Source organism: Tepidisphaeraceae bacterium (assembly GCA_035998445.1).
GTDB lineage: Bacteria > Planctomycetota > Phycisphaerae > Tepidisphaerales > Tepidisphaeraceae > DASYHQ01.
The window spans coordinates 77,493-95,729 of record DASYHQ010000033.1; the positions used below are offsets into that span (position 1 = coordinate 77,493).

An 18,237-nucleotide genomic window follows, 5' to 3' on the forward strand; every position below is an offset into this window, starting at 1 on the left:
GACGGGCACAATCCTGATGAACGCAGCACTAATCGAGAAGATCCGCCAGTGTCCCAACCTGCCGTCGTTGCCGACGATCGCGATGCAGGTGCTGAACCTCGCGCAGCGGGCCGACGTCGACATCGCCGAGATCGCGCGCATCATCTCCAAGGATCCCGCGCTCAGCGGCAAGATCCTCCGCACGGTCAACAGCAGTTTCTACGGGCGCAGCCAGCACGTCAGCACGATCAGCCAATCGCTTGTGATCCTGGGCCTGCAGAGCGTGAAGACGCTGGTGCTGGGCTTCTCGCTGGTCACGAACCTTGCCAAGAGCAAGAGCAAGGGCTTTAAGCATTTAACCTACTGGAAGCGCAGCGTGTACGCGGCGACGGCGTCGCGCACGATCGCGGCGAAGATCAACCTGGTGCAGCAGGAAGAGGTCTTCCTGATCGCGCTGTTGATGGACATCGGCATGCTCGTGCTGGACCAGGTGATCGGCGAGGAGTACGGCGAGATCCACGCGGGCCTCACGTCGCACGGTGGCCTGTCTGCCGCCGAGCATGCGGCCCTGGGCCTCACGCACGCCGACGTCAGCGGCATGATCGCCGAGCAGTGGAAGCTGCCACCGATCCTGACCGAACCGATGGCCAAGCACCACACGCCCGAGCGGGTCGAGGACCCGGCGTTGCGTAAGCTGACCGAGGTGGTGGAGGCCGCCAGCCGCTGCGCCGACGTCTTCGTCGACGACTCCGCCGCCGGCGCCATCGCCGACGTGCGGGCGCGCTGCATGTCGCAGTGGTCGATGACCGAGGCCGATGCCGACGCGCTGCTGAACGAGATCGGCACGCGCACGAAGGAGGTCGCGTCGCTGTTCGACATCAACATCGGCACCGCCGCGTCGTACGAGGCCATTTTGAAGCGCGCCAACGAGGCGCTGGTCGAGATCACGCTGGCCAGCCAGCAGCAGGTCAGCACGCTGGCCGAGCAGAACGTGAAGCTGAAGAAGGCCGCTACGACCGACGCCCTGACCGGGCTGGCCAACCGCGCGACGTTCGACGAGTTCCTCGCGACGCGCTTCCAGGAAGCGATGGCGGGCGGCGCGCCGATCTCGCTGTTGATGCTGGACATCGACAAGTTCAAATCGGTGAACGATCGCTTTGGCCACCCGACCGGTGACGCCGTCATTCGCCACGTCAGCAAGCTGCTGCAGAGCGCGGCTCGGGCGACGGACCTTGCGGCCCGGTACGGCGGCGAGGAGATGACGCTCGTGTTGCCCGGCACGCCGCGCGGCGTGGCGACCGGCATCGCCGAGAGCATTCGCCGTGCGATCGCGGCCAACCCGTCGAACGTGGACTCGGGCAAACTACCGGTGACCGCCAGCATTGGCGTCGCGACGTTCGAACCCAGCGGACCGCTAAAGTCACCCGCGCACCTCATCAAGGCCGCCGATCTTGCCGTGTATGCCGCCAAGAAGGGCGGGCGCAACTGCGTGAAGGTCTTCTCGGTGCCCGCCCCCGCCGCCAAGCCGGCGGCGTAGTTTGGGGCTGACAAGTCAGGGAATCGACGCCAAATGACCTCACGGGTTGTTTAGAGCTTCTCAATTAACCTGACACGTCATCCTGAGGTACTCCGAAGGACCTCATTGATTCCGCGGGTACCAAGAGATCCTTCGGAGTACCTCCGTATGACGGTCCGGCGGTATTTTAGAAGTTCCTATTAGGGCCGGTCCCTCTCCCATGTACTCATGGGAGAGGTTAGGTGAGGGTGATTGGTTCTTTCGAGAGTCGGCAGCAGTTCGAAATCACCCCCACCCAACCTACCCCGGAGTACCGGGAGAGGGGCCGGAGTGAGCCTGTTATGACTACGGGCACGACTCTGTACGCTCAATCATCCGTTCGTTTGCGGTCGCCCGCCTCTTCGCGTACCCTCCCTGGCCCATGAACTCCGCGATCGTTTTCATCACACCACCGTGATAGGCTATACAGCCGTTTTGCCCGTGCGCCAGTGTCCGCTGCTGCGCATCTCCCGTTATTCCAGTGCTCACCATCGTCCCCGGCCCAACGGTCGCGGGATTGCTTTTCCCCATCGGATGCTCACCCATGCTCAATTTTTTCCGTTTCCGGCAGGGCAATGTTAAAGACGATGTCCTCTCCGGCCTCACCGTAGCGTTGGCCCTGGTGCCCGAGGCGGTCGCGTTCGCGTTTGTCGCAGGGGTGTCGCCGATCATCGGGTTGTACTCGGCGTTCTTCCTTGGGTTCATCACCGCGATCGTGGGTGGCCGTCCAGGCATGATCAGTGGGGCGACCGGCGCGATGGCGGTGGTGATCGTCGGGCTCGTGGCGACGCACGGGATCGAATACATGTTCCCGGCCGTCCTCCTCTGCGGATTGTTTCAGTTGGGCGCCGGCATCGCGCGGCTTGGGAAGTTCATCCGCATGGTGCCTTACCCGGTCGTCCTTGGTTTCGTGAACGGCTTGGCGATCGTGATCGGCATGGCGCAGCTGGGCAGCTTTAAGACCGTTAACCCGATCGGCGAGTTAACGTACCTGAACGGCCCCCCACTCTGGATCATGCTGGCGCTGATGGCGCTAACGATGGCCATCATCTGGCGGCTGCCGAAGCTCACGCGCGCCGTGCCCGCGTCGTTGGCGGCCATCCTGATCGTCTCGGGCATCGCGGTGGCAATCAATAAGACGGCCGGGCCATCGCTGAAGCCGCAGGGGAGCGATAATGCGGTGCTTACCGTCGGCGACATGCTGGTGAGCAACGCCAAGGCCAAGGCCGTTGCCGACCTGAAGGGCACGACGCTGCTGGCCGAGGGGCAAACGCCTGCCGGCCCGGGCGGCGCGATGACGCGCAACAAGCCGGTCGCCGCGATTACCGGCACGAATCAACCGGTCGATGAAGCGCCCGTTCCCAGCGAGGCGGTCGTGGCGGCGATGAACAGCGTAACGAAGGAGTCGGCCGGCATCGCGGCAGGCCTGCCACGCCCGTTCTTCATGCAGTACGCGTTGCCGCCGATCACGCTGGAGACGCTCTGGATCATCCTGCCGTTCGCGCTCGTGCTGGCGGGGGTGGGGCTGATCGAGTCGCTGATGACGCTCACGCTGATCGACGAGATCACCGAAACGCGCGGCCAGGGCAACCGCGAGTGCATTGGCCAAGGCACCGCCAACCTCGTCTGCGGTTTGTTCGGTGGCATGGGTGGCTGCGCGATGATCGGCCAATCGCTGATCAACGTGAACTCCGGTGGCCGGGGGCGCCTGTCGGGCATCACGGCGGCGGTCTGTTTGCTGGCGTTCGTGCTCTTCCTGTCGCCGTGGATCGAGATGATCCCGATGGCGGCGCTGGTGGGCGTGATGTTCATGGTCGTCATCGGCACGTTCGAATGGGCGTCGCTGCGCATGTTCGGCAAGGTGCCGGCGAGCGATCTGCTCGTCATCTGGCTGGTCGCCGGCTACACCGTCGTCATGCACGATCTGGCGACGGCGGTCATCCTCGGCGTGGTGGTGTCGGCGCTGGTCTTCGCGTGGCAGCACGCGACCCACATCGGCGCGGAAGTGAAGATCGACCCCGCGACGGGCCGCAAGACGTACCAACTGCATGGGCCGTTGTTCTTCGCGTCGACGCAGTCGTTCAAGGAGATCTTCGACCCCAAGAGCGACCCGGACGACGTCGTGATCGACTTCTACTACACGCGCGTCTACGACCAGTCTGGCATCGAAGCGATCAACTTCCTTACCGAGAAGTACACGCAGGCGGGCAAGCGCCTTCACCTGACGCACCTCAGCTCCGAGTGCCGCCAACTGCTGACCCGGGCGGGTGATCTGGTCGAGGTGAATTATTCGGAAGACCCGCAGTACCACGTGGCGACGGACAGGCTGGGGTGAAAGGCGAGTCGCGCTCCGGTCCCTCTCTCATGTACTCATGGGAGAGGGTAGATGAGGGTGAATTTCGAGATGCGAATGACCAATGCCCAAACCAGAATGACCAATGAAATCCCAATCACCAATGTCCAAACGGCACCGGCGCAAGTAATAGTCTTCGTTGGACATTGGTGCTTGGACATTCATTGGTCATTCGGATTTGGTCATTGTTTTTTCTCACCCGTTCGTCATTCGAAATCACCCCTTCCCTAACCTCTCCCAGAGCATGCGGGAGAGGGACCGGAGGGACGCCGGGCCGTTACGCCTTCCAGAACAGCAACTTTCGACCGGCGCGGAGGACGTTCGAGCGGATCTTCAGGACGCGCACGCGAAGCTCGAGCTTTTGCAGCGCGAGGTCTTCGGGGACGATTTGCAGCGCGGTGTGGACGGCCGAAAGCGCGTCATCGTGGCGGCCGAGGCGTTCGAGGGCGATGGCGAGGTTGTAGTGCGAGCTGATGTTCGACGGCTCCAGTTCGATCGCCTTCTGGCAGCTCTCGATGCCGTCGGTGAACTGGCGGCGCATGAATTGCGCGATCGCCAGGTTCTGCCAGCCGCTGACGCGGTTCGGTTCCTGCTGCACCAACCGGCGCAGGCAGGCGACGGCGGCGCGGGGTTGGCCGGCGTCCATCAGCAGGTTGCCCAGCTCAAGCAGCGTGGTGGGATCGGTCGGCCGAAGCAGGATCTCGGCCCGCAGGTGCTTGCGGGCGGTTCGGCGGTTGCCCCAGGCGTGGTACACCTCCGCCAGCCGTAGGTGGGCGGCGGGATAGGTGGGGTCCAAACGCAACGTCTGTTCGAACGCGGCCGCGGCATCGTCGTGCCAGCCTTTGCGCGCCAACCAGCGGCCAAGGCAGTAGTGGGCCGATGGATCTTCCGGTGACAGCTCGATCGCCCGGCGAAACTTCTCACCGGCCTCGTCCAGCCGATCCATGTCGATCAGCAGTTCGCCGAGGTCCAGCAGCGTCTCGGTGTCGCCGGGGTTCCGCCGCAGGCTTTGCAGGTAGAACTGGCGGGCCTGCTCGAACTCGCCCTTGTTCCAAAGCGCTTCAGCGATGCAGACGCGCACGTGCGGGTGGTTGTCGTCCAGCTCCAGCGCGCGGCGCCAGCACCAGATGGCCTTGTCGAACAAATTGCGGTCGGACAGCGAGCAACCGATGTTGTAGAAGCAGTGCGGGCACTCGTCCTTGATCTGCCGCGCGAGGTAGAACATCTCCTCGGCCTTCTCGTGGTCGCCGAGCTCGGTGTAGGTGATGATGCGGTTGCAGTAGCTCAGTTCAAAGTTCGGGTCGACCTGCTCGATCTTCTCGAACGACGCGAGCGCGTCCTGATGCTTGCCGACACGTGTGAGGTCGACGCCGAGATGATTGAGCGATTGCAGGTCGTTGGCGTCGATCTCGATCGCCTCACGGTAGGCCTCGATCGCCTCGTCGTACCGCTGCATCTCGTCGAGCGTGAGGCCGACATTGAACAGCCAGGACCCGTTGTAGGGGTTGATCGCGATGGCCGCGCGTAGGTGGTCCAACGCCTCCTGCCAGCGCTGTTGTTCAAACAGCTCCTGGGCCTTCTCCACCCGGCGCTCGGCGTCATCCCAATCGTTCATAGGCACGTCATCAGATGGGCATTAATCTCTGCCTGATGTCCGATAATGTAACGGGCGATGCGCCGGAATGGCAAGCGCTATGGGCAAGGCATTTCCGGCCCCTCGTTGGGTGTGCCGGGAGCAGAGTTCGTCAGGGTTCCGTCGAACTGGCGACAATGACCAATGACCAATGACCAATGACCAATGACCAAACCCGGATGACCCATCAAAACTCAATGACCAACAACCAATGACCAGGAAGAAGCCTCTTCATTGGACATGGGGACTTGGTCGTTCATTGGTCATTCGGGTTTGGTCATTAGTCATTTCAAAATCTCCCGCTCCAAGCGTCACGAGGAGAACGGTCGAACGCGGATTGAAATTCCACGCCTACCGTGCCGGTTCGGCGCCGCGCCACTTGTAGGCGCCGGGCGCGAACTGTTTGAACTTGCTCTTGCCGGCGAACTTGGCGCTGACGAGATCGATCGACTTGATGTAGCGGTCGAACTCGGGGTTGTTGCGGATGCGGTCGAAGCCCTTCGTGCCGACCACGCTGAACCACGTCTTGGTGCCAGCCCAGTTGGGCAGCCCACGGATGACGGTGGCCTCGATGTTGTTGTCGGCGAGCTTCTCGACGGCGGCCATGGCGTCGTCGGCGTTGGGGTAGCTTTGGATGACGACGTAGTTGTAGCCAATGACGCGGGCCTTATCCTGCACGATCGAGGTCGCTGGCGTCCGACCGTTCAGCGCCGCCGTCGCGTCGACCTTCGGCGCCGTGAACGCCGATGCGTTGGCCGCGACGTTGGCGACGGCGGGTGACGATCCGTCGTCCTCGTTGCCGTGCGCGGGGGTCAGGGGGCTGGCGCTGGCCAGGTCCAGCACGTCGGGCCGGGCCTGGCTGGAGAGCAGGTCGGCCGACGATTCCTCAGCGATCACCGGTGACGGGTGCAGCTGAAACCGCTGGCCGGTGACGAACCCCACCCCGAACACCGCCATGAACATCAAGCCGAACGCGACCGTGTGCGATGAGGGCAGCACGAGCTTGAACGCGCTCAGGCCGCCGGACGGCGACCCGCCGCCATCGTCGCGCGGGCTGGGCGCGACCGAGACGGGCGCGTCGGAAAAGCGTGGCGTGGGGGCAGCCATCGCGCGGGGCGCGGAGGCCTCCATCAGCGACGACAGGCCGCCGTCGCGCTTCTTCGACTTGAACCACCATCGGGGGGTATCAAGCTTAGATTCCTTGGATTTTTCACGGTTTTTACCGTGAATTACCTCAAACAGCGCCGCTGCCTGCTTGCCTCTGGCCATCCTTGACCTCGCAGAAGTATCGGCAGCGCTCCGCGCTACCGGGTGAAGCGGAACTTCACCTTTGCCCCAAGTTACTCGTCAATCGACCTCAAGCCCCACAGCATCGTTACGACCGCACCGCCTTGCCCGTTCGTTGCAATCGTTATCGAGTGACAAAGCGAGGGTACGGTGCGCGCGAATCTGGGTCAAGGGAACGGGCTCGGCTGGCAAAACAATCGTACGGTTGGCGCAGCGGTTCGCGAAAACGGAAAGAGGAGCCATGCAACGACCCGTGATGAACCCCAACTATCTGGACGACGCCGCCCAGATTGCGCCACCGAAGCGAAACCGCGCACTGGGCCTGTTATGGCGCGGCGTGCGGTTGGCGTGGCGGTTCCTGATGAGCCGTCCGTTGGCCAGGCGGTCGCGCGGGATGAACCCGGACGACGCCCAGCGACCGATCTGGCGGCTGGCGTGGGGGCTGATGTACCGCGTCGCGTTCCTGCCGTTCGCCGCCGCGGTCGTCGCGGCGCTGACGGTGTACGCCGGCACGCACCCGACGGTCCCCCCGATCGAGCGCGACCCGATCACGGTCGGCGTCTACTACGACCCGGTGGTCTTCGTCACGCGCGACGACCACCGGCTGGAAGGATGGCTGGCGCCTGTGCTCGATGCCCGCACGGTCCTCGAACAGAAGGAAAAGGTCTTCGGCTCGAAGTACCCGGCCGTCGTGCTGGTGCACGATCATGGCAACTCGCGCGAGCAGATGTTGCCGCTCGTGCGCCCGCTGCACGAGGCGGGCTACGTGGTGCTGACGATCGGTCTGCGCGGTGACGGCGCGCTAAGCGATAGCGGCAGCACGTTCGGCCTGAACGAGTCGCTGGACGTCGCCGCGGCGGTCGAACTGTTGCGCCGCCGACCGTTCGTCGACCCGTCGCGCATCGGGGTGATCGGCGTCGGCACCGGCGCGCTCGCCGCGACCTTGGCGACCACACAGGACCCGAACGTGCGAACGTTGATCGCGCTGCGGCCGCCGGCAAGCCTGGACGACCTGCTGTACGACCACGTGGTGCCCGAGCGGCTGCCGTGGATTGGCTCGCTGTGCCGCTGGACGTTCGAGATCGCCTACGGCGTCAACACCGGCGACGCCGCCAGCGACCGCCTGGCCGCTACGCTCGACCGTCCGAGCACGCTCGTGCTGCGCAAGGTGGGTGGCATGGATGATACGACGCTGAACGAGAAGATCATCGACCACCTGTTCCACCACCTGCACAAGCCGCAGACCGCCATGGTGAGTGAGAAATGAATTGATGTCGGGAAACTGGGCCCCCTTCCAACATATAGCCACCGGCTTGCCGGTGGTCTTTCTTTCAATCCAACAGAAGACCACCGGCAAGCCGGCGGCTATGTGAGGGGGAGGCCAGATTCCGCATCACCCGAAGGCCATGCCCGCAACGCGATGCCCGGCTTGCGCCGCGACGTTGATCTCGGCGATCGGCGCGCTGCCAGCGGCGGCGTGCCAGAGGACGAGGCGCTGGCGGTCGGCGGTAATGGCGGCGACGTGCGTGGCACTGGCAGCCACGGCGCGCAGGCCGACGTGCCGGCTGACGTATCGCGTGACGAGCGTGTCGTCGAGGCCCAGGCAATCGATGCCGCCGTCGCGCCGCGCCAGCAACAGCCGCGAGCCACCCAGCCAGGGCAGCGTCGCCGCGGCCGCGATGGGGCCACCGGTGGGGCGGGTGTCGGTCGCGCGGAACGTGCCGACGGCCAGCAGGATCAACAGGCCACCATCGGTCAGCACGAGCAACCGGTCACCGTCCGGCAAAAGGTCGGCGATCGCGTCGCCGGCGTCGTACGCCTCGCGCAACCCAGCGGGGCTGGCAACGTAAACGCGCGAGCCGGCGAAGAAGGCGTGCGTGCCGTCGCTTAGTCGCGATAGTCCCCCGGCACCGGCGTACTCACCGTGCCGCACCACCGGTGCCGTAAGTTCACTGTTGCGCCAGCAGACGAGGCCGGCCTGCGAATGCGTGGCCCACAGTTCCTGCGTCTCGGGAAACTGCGCGATCGCGTTGAAACCCAGCGGCGACGTGGACTGCGGGTCGCTATAGATATCGACCGTTGAATCAGCGGATATGTCGGAGAAGCATTCAACACCGCGCTGGCCACCCAGCGCAAAGCGGTCGCCATCGATGCGTTGCACGCATCGCAGCGCGCCGATCGCCTCGTCTGCTTCCCGAACGAGCTTGACGGCGTTCGCCGCGTCGTTGGTAAGGTCGACCTGAAGCAGTTTTCGACCCGCCACAATGTGCAACGGCGTTCTGGCGCGCCCTTGTCCCCCAGCCCCGAGGGCGGCGGCCAACGCCGTCGGGCGGTCATGCGGCGCGATGGACTGCAGAAACGCCGGTGGCAGGGCGGTCGCGCTCGCCATCACGCTGGCCAACTCGGTCGCGCGGCGGAGGTGCTCGGCCCGCTCGGTGGCGTCGGTCTCGGCACGCGATCGCTCGGCGGCCCGTTGATTGGCCAGCTCCAGCGTGGTGCTGCGCAGTCGCAGGTCGAACGGTGGCAGTACCTCTAAGCCGCTGGCGAACGCCATTTTCTCGCACGCCTTTGCCAAAGCCGCCGCCGCGTGGTCGGCGGCGGGTTCCGTGAGCGCGTCGGTCACCGTCTGCGTCGCGAAATGCGCCGTCGCGGCTCGCGTTAGCACATCCGAAAAGTGCCGCACGACGTCGGCAACGGTCACCGCATCGCGGTCGTGCATCAGCACCTCGACCACCATCCGCCGATCGTGCACGTCCTGCGGCACCGCGACGCTGAAGCTCCAGGCGCCCTGGAGCGTGTGGCCATCCTGTGTCGTCACCCCGTCAAACTCCCAAACCGCCCGCCGGGCTTCGGTGGCGAACGTGACGCCCGTTTCATCGCGCCGACTGAGTTCGTTGTTGCGCAGGTCCATCGTCGTTTCAGCTTAACAGACGTCGGTGGGAAATCGCGTTACGGACCGACGTCGCCTTTCGAATCACCCGGCGAGGTTCGAGTCATCGAAAAAAACGAAACGTCACCTATTGACGAAAGTAACAGCGATTGTAGAGTGAGACTCAATCTCAAGGAGTTTGCTTGATCCGTTCTTTTAGTCTCGTCCTCACCTTAACCTGCATCTCCGCCGCATCCGTTCGGGCGGATTTCATCGACGTGAACCTTTCCGGAAACACGAGTTACGACGGTTGGGACACGTTCAACAGCACGGCGTACCCCAACTACGGCGGTTACCCGGGTACGACCGTTTGGCCGGCGCCTATCGGTTCGTCGATGGCCGGCTCGGGTGACGCGGCGTTGAGCAAGATCGGTGGCAGTGGCTATCCGTCGACCTCAACCGGCCAGAACTACATCTACTCGACCCGCTCCGGCGCCGCGGCGGCGAGCACGGACCCGTCGGTCGTCGTCGGCACGTTTGGCCTTGGCGATGCGTCGCCCGTCGCCGACCTGGAAACCGTGGTCTTCCAACTCCGCATCTCCTACTGGACCTCGCTCGGCCAGCCCTTCCCGACCGGTGTGATGCCGACGATCAGCTACAACAACGGTACGCAGGCGCTGCCGGCGACCCTGTCGACGCTGGTGGACTCTGGCCCGTTCTCATCGACGTACGGTGACGGCATCGCCGACGACTGGGCGTTCCAGTGGGACCTGAGCGGCATTCAAGAGCCGATCACGTCGTTCCAGGTGAACTACTCGGTCACCAATCACGCCCAGCAGTACGAGATGCGGCTCGACCAAAGCGACGCGTTCGCGGCGGTCGTGCCGGAACCGGGTTCGATCGGTTTGGTGGCGATGGCAACCTTCGCGCTCGCTGTGTGCCGTCGACGGGCTGGGGCACGCTAAGCGTTGATCGGGATGCGGGTCTGCATCGGGAGGGTGCCACGGTGCCGCGCGCCGGTGGCAATGGTCGACAGTAAAGCGGGAACACAGGATGGTCATCCATCAGTACATCCCATCGTCGCCGGTCGGCTTCGATCGGCCTGCCCGTACGGCACGGCGGACGAAGCGCCGCAACTGGCGAGCGTTCACGCTCGTTGAGCTGCTGGTGGTCATCGGCATCATCGCCGTCCTGATCTCGCTGTTGCTGCCGGCGATGTCGAAGGCGCGGGCCAGTTCCCAGCAGCTGCGCAGCGCCAGCAACCTACGCCAGATGCTTCTGGGTTACACGATGTATCACCAGGAGAACAAGGGCTGGTTGTTGTGGGGCTATCCGCCCAACACCGTCAGCGGCGTGCCGGTGACGGTGTACCACCCGCAGTCGGAGCAGACCCTTGGGGCGCTGGTCGCCGACCGGTATCCTTGGCGGTTGCTGCCGTACGTGTCGGAGGTGTGGCAGATCATCCATGCGCACGACGAGTGCCCGCCGATCCCGCAGAAGACGGACCCGGACAAGTGGGACAAGGCCTACATGCTCAGCCTTAGCCCCACCTTCGGCATCAACGCGACCTACCTCGGTGGGCACAAGTACTTCGGTGGGTTCGATGGGGCCAACGACAATCGGCCGATCACGCGAAAGCATGTGGCGTTCAAGTCGTCGGACGTTCGACGGACGTCGGAGATCATCGTCTTCGCCGACGCCCGCTCGTTCACCGAGGGCCAGTGGGACGGCATGGGCCTGAGCTACCTGACGCCCCCGCGGTCCAACGGACTGAACTGGGTCGTTGCGAACAACAAGTTTCAGGTGCTGAACGTGGCTCCCGGAATCCCGCTGGGCATTCCGCAGGGTTGGTTCACCAATCGCACCGTTACCGGGTTTTTCGATGGGCACGTCGAGGCGTTGCTTCCATCGGAACTGACCGACATGCGTCGCTGGGCCGTGCGGGCCGAGACGCCGGATTACGATTACGTACCATAAGATGGAGCTGCCGCGACCGGCGTTGCACCGGGCTCAGTGGTTCGCTTCTTTTCAAAAACTGGAAGGACGCTATGTCTTCGACTGCTACATTGACCGATCAGGGCGCCCGCATTCGCGAGGCTTACCTTGCCAACCCGAACCAGATGACCGTCCTGCTGGCGCGCCAACTCGGCGTGCCGGAACTGGAGGTCATCCGCGCCATTCCAGCCGAGAGCTGCACCGAACTGGATGCCAGCAAGTGGGAAGACCTGATCCGTTCCTTCGACGTGCTGGGGAACGTGCACGTGATCGCGACCAACTCGGTCGTCACGCTGGAGGCCTTCGGCACGTTCGGCAACTTCAGCCTGACCGGGCCGTTCTTCAACGTGCAGACGAAGTCGCTGGACATGCACATCCGCCACGCGTCGCTGCGGCACGTCTTTGCGATCCAGAAGCCGGGCCATATGGACGGCGTAAACACGCTGAGCTTCCAGTTTTTCGACGAGCGCGGCGCCGCTGGTTTCAAGGTCTTTCTCACCTTCGGTGGCAAAGCGCCACCGGCGGAGAAGGTGGCGCAGTTCGAGGCGATCCGGGAGCGGTTTAAGCTGAGGTGAACCGCCGGCGGAGATTCGGGTGAATACGCAGTCCGGTCCCTCTCCCATGTACTCATGGGAGAGGTTAGGTGACGGTGATTTGTTCTTCCGAATGTCATCAGCAGATCAAAATCACCCTCACCTAACCTCTCCCGGATTACCAGGAGAGGGACCGGAGAGACCGCGACAGATGAATCCGTCGTTGCCGCCATCTTCTGCACCTCGCGACGCGTCGGCCGTTGTCGACTCCTCGCGCTTCACCCGCGATGAAATGCGGCGGGTTGGCACCGCCACCCTCATGCTCGTGGTGGGGGGATACGCGATCATCCTCGGCATCACCATTATGATGGGCTTCTACAGCTCGCTGGCCCACAGCGGGCCCAAGGCGGTGCTGGACGGGGCCGTTATCGCGCTGCTGTTGCACCGCGGGCGATGGCGTTGCTGGACATTGGCAGGGGTGGTGTACGCGTTCACGCTGTTGCTGCTGCTGGGCAATCCGTACGTGTTCGGTGTCATCGTGATGGCGGGGCTATTCAGCGCCGCGATCGGTCGCGCGACCGACCCCCTGGGCCGCACGACTGCGATCGCGGTGGCGGCGGTGGCGTACGAGATTCTGGCCGGATTCGGCATGCCGATCCGCATCCTGCTATCCACCACTGGCGACGAGCCGATCCTCTGGGGCCTGTGGTTCGCCGAGTGGCCACTGCGGGCGATCGGCGCGCTGCTCGGCGTCTGGCTGGCACTGCGGTTCCTGCGCCGGCGGACTTCGGAATCTCCCGGAGCGATTTCCGAATCAACCACTTCAACCGTTCCGATCGATGCTGCGCGTGCGTTGAAGACCCAGCCGATTGCAACCGCATACGTTAAGGGTGCGCCAGCCGCGGGCCTGCGGCTGGCGATGTCGATAGTGGCGTGCTTCCTGCCGGTGATGATCGAGTCGTGGGCCGTGCTCGGCGCGATTGCCGGCGCGTACGTCATTTATGCGTTGTGGGCCGGCCTGCGGTGGCGGGTGCTGCACACGCTGGCGGGGCTGGCGTACGGCTGGCTGGTCTTCGCGATCGCCAGTTACGCCTGGCATCGGGATCTGGATCGTTCGATCGACATGCTGCGCACGTTCGCGCTGCGATTCGCGCCGTTGGCGCTGTCGTCGGCCGTGCTGGTGACGACGGTTCGCCCGGTGGACATGGTGCGCCTGTTGCGGGCGTGCTTCGTGCCAGCGGTGGTCATCTTCCCGCTGTCGCACGTCTTCCGCGGCATCCCACAGAGCCGGCGCGAGTTTGGCCACAGCATCGCGCAGATGCGCCGCGACGGCACCTGGCGCGGCCCGCTCTCCTTGTTCCGCCGCCCCCGCGCCATTGCCCGCGGGTTGCTCGGTCCGCAGTTCCGCAGGTGGGCAGACCAACTTGCGGAGTGAATCTCAGACAGTCGGAACCCGATTGGCGTCATCCTAAAAGTACGTGGACGGATTTCTTCATCTCGCGCGAGACTGGTGTGCTGTACTGGCGATACGCCTTGCCACTGAAGTGGCAAGGCCGCGTGGGCGTGTGCGGTAACTGAATCTGAACCACGCACCCGAAGCACACCGTGTCATTGAATCGCCCCAGCCTTCTACCTTCTCCCCGAGTTCTCCCTTGCCGCCCTCCGCCGTGCAACATACGATGCGGGCTCACCTTGGCGAAGGAGCCCTTGATGTTGCGACGCGTCATTCTCAGTGGAACAGCGATGATGTTGGCGGCGTCGGTCCTCGTGGCCAAGCCGGGCGTCGTGAAGACGCCCGACGGCGCGACCTTTCAAGGCGACGTGACGACCGACGAGCGCTCGGTCACCATTACCAACAAGAGCGGCATCGAGACGAAGCTCGATCGGCGGAACGTCGCGTCGATCGAGTACCTCGCCAGCCCGGCCGAGGAATTTCAGCAGCGCATGTCGCAGCTGAAGCCCGACGACGTCGAGGGCCGCATCCAGCTGGCCCGCTGGGCCTACGACAATCGGCAGTACGCGCAAGCGCGCGACGCGCTCGACGCGGCGTTGAAGATCGACCCCAACAACCGCGACGCGACCGACCTGCTTGAAACCGTGCAACGGCAGGTGCGCCTCGAACGCAGCACCGGCAACAATGGCAATGCTGGCAACCCGGCGCCTGGCGCTGGCCAACCTGCGGCGGCGCCCGCTGGTGGGGCTGGCGGTGGCAACGCTGAACCGGCGGCCGAGGCGCCCCCGGAGCCGCCGCAGCGGGAGGGGGAAAAGTTCCTCTCGCCAGAGCAGGTCAACGCCATCCGGCAGTTCGAGTGGAACCGAAACGATACGCGCGTGCGCGCTCGCCTGAAGGGTGACGTGAAGAAGCGCTACGTCGACTACACCGCCGGCAACCTGCGCGACTTCAACGCGATGAACGTGATCGACCAGGCGTGGGAGATCTTGACCAAGGGCACGCCCGAGATGCGGAAGGACGTGGAGATTCTGACCGATCCGGCGTCGATGATGGAGTTCCGCAGGCCCAACGTGCAGGGCAAAATCCTCGCCGGCTGCGCGACCGCCGGTTGCCACGGCACCGCGGGCGCGGGTGGGTTCCAGCTTTACACCGCCGGTGACAACGAGGCGGTGGCCTACACGAACTTTTACATTCTGCAGAAGTACCGCCAGAGCGTGGACGGGGTCGAGCGGAAGATGATCGACCGCGCCAATCCCGAGAGCTCGCTGTTGATCCAGTACGGCCTGCCCGCCGATCTGGCCGAGACCGATCATCCTGCGGTCGGCACGTACAACGGCATCTTCCGCAATCGCTCGGATGCGACGTACAACGCCATCAAGAGCTGGATGGGCCAGTCGCTGGCGTTGATTCAGCCGAGCTACGGCATCGACTTCACACCCCCCAGCACGCAACCCGCCACCACGGCGCCGGCCGACGCGGGGCAGTAATGTCACCGCTGGTTCACCTGTACCTGATCGTCGCGGTGACGGTAGCCGCGTACCTGATCAGCCGGTTCGACCGTCGCCGCCACGGCCGCGTGCTGCAGCGCGTCGCCGCCGAGTTGGACATGAACTATTCGGCCGCCGATCCGTTCGGCCTGGCCATCCGCATCGCCGACCGCTTTCCGGTGCCCGGCGCGGCGCGGCTGTCGATCGGAGACCTCGTCTACGGCATCCAGGGCAACCGCTATCGCTACATCTTCACGGCCCATTACACCGTTGGCGCCGTGCGGATGAAGAAACGCGCTAGCCGGGTCGTGCTGTACTCCGAACCCGCCAACCAAGGCCCCCGCGGCACCACCGAAGGCGACATCCGCACCGCGTCGCAGGCGCTATCCTGGGCCGACCAGTACCGCGCCTTGGGCCGCTTACAGGCAGTTGATGCCCCTGGCGCATCGGTCGCCTCTGCCCCCGCTTCGCACTTACAGCTTTGACGGCACCCGCACCCGCCTGCCGAGCATTTAAGGTTTCGGCGTCACCCGTTGCGCCGTCGCGGCGTCGATATGACGGCGGAGGCCGTCGGGGTCGCACCATTGTTGGCGGGCGACGATCACGCCGTCGCGGCCGATGACGAACGCGCTGTGCGCGCCGGCCCGGAACTTCACCGCCACCGGATCGTCCAGTGAATCGACCGCGACCGCGCGCAGAGGCTTGAGGATCGCCCGCATGTTCTCGGCGGCGCTCATGCGGGCCGCCTCGTCGGGGTGGCGGGGGATCGAGACCTTATCGTCGCGATTGCGCGCCACGTCCCACTCGCCGGCCGGGTAGGCCTCTGCGGTGTAGATCGTGATGAACTCCGCTCGCCCTGAGTATTCCTTCGCCAGCGCGTCCATCGCGATCGTCCGATACCGGAACGGCGGCGCTGAATAGCTGCCGAACTCGATCACCACCACGCGATTGGCAAATGCTGCAGACTTCACTAGTCCCGATGGCAGACGCTTCAGCGTGAAATCGGGGATCGCGGCGCCCACGGCGCCGGTGAACGGGCCATCCGCGTTATCGATCGGCTTGTCGCTCGCGGCCGGTGTTGCGGCGGGGGCCGGTGTTTTATTCGCGATGGCGTCGGTGGCGACCGGTGGGGTCGCGGGCGGGGCGGTTGGCCGTACTTTCGGGGGTGGCGTTGGCGCCTGGGCCGCTGGTCGCGCCTGAACCTGCTGATGGTCGCGCAGGACTTTCTGTTGGTCGGGCGTCAGGATCTCCGCGAGCTTTCGGCGACCATCGCCCATCACCTGCCGATAGGTGTCGCGGCGATCCTCCGGCGCCAGGTTGGGCAGATCGCGCAACTGCGTGCGAAGCTCGGCCAACAGGGCGTCGGCCTTACTCTTCTGATCAGCCGACAGCCCCACGTGCGACAGGGCCGCCTCAAGCCGGTCGATGACCGGTTGTACGCTCACGCCGCGTTCGCTTGCGGGCACGGTCGCCGGTGCCGTGGTCGGCATCGGTTGCGCAGTCGCCACTGCGTTCAATAGCAACAGCATCGCGATGGCAACGGGAGTGGATCGCATTTGAATCCGGATTATACGCCACCGCGACCATGGCGGGCCAGCTCAAACGAAACGGGTCGGAAGAACGCGCAGGGTGGTTTCAAAGCCGACTTTTCCTTGTCCTCAAATGACGGTCTTCGAACCGCTTCTTGTCACGTCCCGACAGCTTCCGATCGGCAAACGAACCGCGATGCGCCCGTTATCGGTCGCAATTGTTCCTGTCCCTTACGCCACAGCAGTTTGACGCTTTCGCCCGACTGCGGCTATGCTGCCCAACCACCCAGCGTCTGACCGGTTCCATCGTCTTGGCGGAAGCGAAACCGGGGTCCGACCACAGCAGGAGCGCACCTGGTGAACAAGCATCTTTCGACGGTCGTCTCGGGCATCGTTCTGTTGGCACTTGGCGCAGCGGGGTGCGCCAACCGGCCCGAACCACAGGCCGCCCCTGAACGGCCCGTCGTCCCCGTGAATCCGCCCGCCCTCATCCGCGAGTGGCGCGCACCGCTGGACCTGGGCGACAACCGCGTCACCCAGTTGCACCTGAGCGACGATTACCTCTTCGTCTACACGAACAGCAACACCACCTACACGTTCGACCGCAAGTCGGGCACGCGCGTGTTCGTCACGCGGCTGAACGGTCGCCCGCAGCACGCGCCGGTCGTGTTAACCGACCTCATCGTCTACCCGACCGCCAGCACGCTTGAGGTGTACAACCGCCGGGGCCGGTTCGTGCGGTCGGTGGCGCTGGGTCACACGATTCGCACGGGCGCCGTGGTGGCCGCCAACCGCGTGGTGGTGGGCGTGGACGTCAACCGGCGCGGGCGCGTGCTGTTCGTCGACGTCACCCAGCCGTACCCGGACGTCACGCCGATCCTCACCATGGGCGGCCTGACCGCCCAGCCGGCAACCCGGCAAGGGCTGACGTTCATCGGTTCCGAAGACGGCAGCGTCTACGCGATCTCACCGGAACTGGACGGCGCTTGGGCGCTGCCCGGCGGCGCGTTCGAGACCGCCGGCTCGATCGTTGGCGATCTCGCCGCCGACACCGGCACCACGGGCAACGTGTACGTCGCCAGCACCGACACCAAGCTGTACGCGCTGGCCGCCACCAGTGGGCAACTGCGCTGGCAGTACTACGCCGGCGCGGCGCTCACCACCGGCCCGACGGTGACGGCCGAGATGCTCTACCAGTTCGTGCCGGGCACGGGGCTGGTCGCGATCGACAAGAACAACGGCGACGCGATCCGCGCAGCACGCTGGGCGATCATCGACGCCACCAAGCTGGTGGCCGAGGACGCGCAGCTCGCCTACGTGCTGGGCACGGGCAACAAGGTATACGGCGTCGACAAGAAAACCGGCAAGGTCCGCTTCGTCTCGACGCGCGACGACCTGAGCGTCTTCGCCGAGAACACGACCGACGGCACCGTCTACGCCGCCACCCCCGGTGGCGAGATCATCGCCGCCACGCCCGTGCTAACGCAGGGCAAGATGGGCGAACTGGTCCTGACGCCATCGCTGGATGGCACAGTGGTTTCGCGGGCGGAGTGATTGCCTTCGC

At 64.8% G+C, this 18,237-nt stretch carries 14 protein-coding genes; 10 read left to right on the forward strand and 4 right to left on the reverse strand.

Features of this window, described 5'->3' with window-relative positions; genetic code table 11:
• Positions 1-16 precede the first annotated feature (16 nt).
• The gene (locus VGN72_13770; protein ID HEV7300430.1) at positions 17-1,516 is read left to right on the forward strand and encodes a GGDEF domain-containing protein; all 1,500 of its coding nucleotides are present in this window, start codon (positions 17-19) and stop codon (positions 1,514-1,516) included.
• Between the two features lie 562 nt (positions 1,517-2,078).
• Positions 2,079-3,869: a SulP family inorganic anion transporter gene (locus VGN72_13775; protein ID HEV7300431.1), complete on the forward strand. Its 1,791-nt coding sequence runs from the start codon at positions 2,079-2,081 to the stop codon at positions 3,867-3,869.
• 295 nt (positions 3,870-4,164) lie between these two features.
• Here the strand turns inward: VGN72_13775 and VGN72_13780 are convergent, their stop codons facing one another.
• Together VGN72_13780 and VGN72_13785 are read right to left on the reverse strand one after the other, a co-directional pair.
• Positions 4,165-5,502, reverse strand: coding sequence for a tetratricopeptide repeat protein (locus tag VGN72_13780; protein HEV7300432.1), 1,338 nt, complete (start codon positions 5,500-5,502; stop codon positions 4,165-4,167).
• Between the two features lie 369 nt (positions 5,503-5,871).
• Positions 5,872-6,789 (reverse strand): hypothetical protein, encoded by a 918-nt coding sequence (locus VGN72_13785; protein HEV7300433.1) that lies wholly within the window; start codon positions 6,787-6,789, stop codon positions 5,872-5,874.
• Between the two features lie 259 nt (positions 6,790-7,048).
• Here VGN72_13785 and VGN72_13790 point away from each other — a divergent pair, with 259 nt between their 5' ends.
• A complete protein-coding gene (locus VGN72_13790; GenBank protein ID HEV7300434.1) occupies positions 7,049-8,074 on the forward strand; it encodes a prolyl oligopeptidase family serine peptidase in 1,026 nt (341 codons plus the stop codon).
• Positions 8,075-8,200: 126 nt separating this feature from the next.
• Here the strand turns inward: VGN72_13790 and VGN72_13795 are convergent, their stop codons facing one another.
• Positions 8,201-9,718, reverse strand: coding sequence for a hypothetical protein (locus VGN72_13795; protein HEV7300435.1), 1,518 nt, complete (start codon positions 9,716-9,718; stop codon positions 8,201-8,203).
• Positions 9,719-9,954: 236 nt separating this feature from the next.
• On the opposite strand from VGN72_13795, the gene VGN72_13800 reads away from it, so the two are divergent.
• The 6 genes from VGN72_13800 (at position 9,955) to VGN72_13825 (ending at position 15,629) form a co-directional block, all read left to right on the forward strand.
• A complete protein-coding gene (locus VGN72_13800; GenBank protein HEV7300436.1) occupies positions 9,955-10,641 on the forward strand; it encodes a PEP-CTERM sorting domain-containing protein in 687 nt (228 codons plus the stop codon).
• An 88-nt stretch (positions 10,642-10,729) separates the two neighbouring features.
• Complete coding sequence (locus VGN72_13805) at positions 10,730-11,653, forward strand: type II secretion system protein (GenBank protein HEV7300437.1); 924 nt, start codon at positions 10,730-10,732, stop codon at positions 11,651-11,653.
• Positions 11,654-11,724: 71 nt separating this feature from the next.
• Positions 11,725-12,246: a ChuX/HutX family heme-like substrate-binding protein gene (locus VGN72_13810; GenBank protein ID HEV7300438.1), complete on the forward strand. Its 522-nt coding sequence runs from the start codon at positions 11,725-11,727 to the stop codon at positions 12,244-12,246.
• Positions 12,247-12,415: 169 nt separating this feature from the next.
• Positions 12,416-13,639 carry an energy-coupling factor transporter transmembrane component T gene (locus VGN72_13815; GenBank protein ID HEV7300439.1) on the forward strand — a complete coding sequence of 408 codons (1,224 nt, stop codon included), beginning with the start codon at positions 12,416-12,418 and terminating at the stop codon, positions 13,637-13,639.
• A 275-nt stretch (positions 13,640-13,914) separates the two neighbouring features.
• A complete protein-coding gene (locus VGN72_13820; protein HEV7300440.1) occupies positions 13,915-15,144 on the forward strand; it encodes a hypothetical protein in 1,230 nt (409 codons plus the stop codon).
• Positions 15,144-15,629 (forward strand): hypothetical protein, encoded by a 486-nt coding sequence (locus VGN72_13825; GenBank protein ID HEV7300441.1) that lies wholly within the window; start codon positions 15,144-15,146, stop codon positions 15,627-15,629. The genes VGN72_13820 and VGN72_13825 overlap by 1 nt, the downstream gene beginning before the upstream one ends.
• A gap of 27 nt (positions 15,630-15,656) precedes the next feature.
• On the opposite strand, the gene VGN72_13830 is transcribed toward VGN72_13825, so the two are convergent.
• Positions 15,657-16,700: a deiodinase-like protein gene (locus tag VGN72_13830; protein HEV7300442.1), complete on the reverse strand. Its 1,044-nt coding sequence runs from the start codon at positions 16,698-16,700 to the stop codon at positions 15,657-15,659.
• Positions 16,701-17,030: 330 nt separating this feature from the next.
• Here VGN72_13830 and VGN72_13835 point away from each other — a divergent pair, with 330 nt between their 5' ends.
• Entirely contained in the window at positions 17,031-18,227 is a 1,197-nt protein-coding gene (locus tag VGN72_13835) for a PQQ-binding-like beta-propeller repeat protein (GenBank protein ID HEV7300443.1), read from the forward strand.
• Positions 18,228-18,237 lie beyond the last annotated feature (10 nt).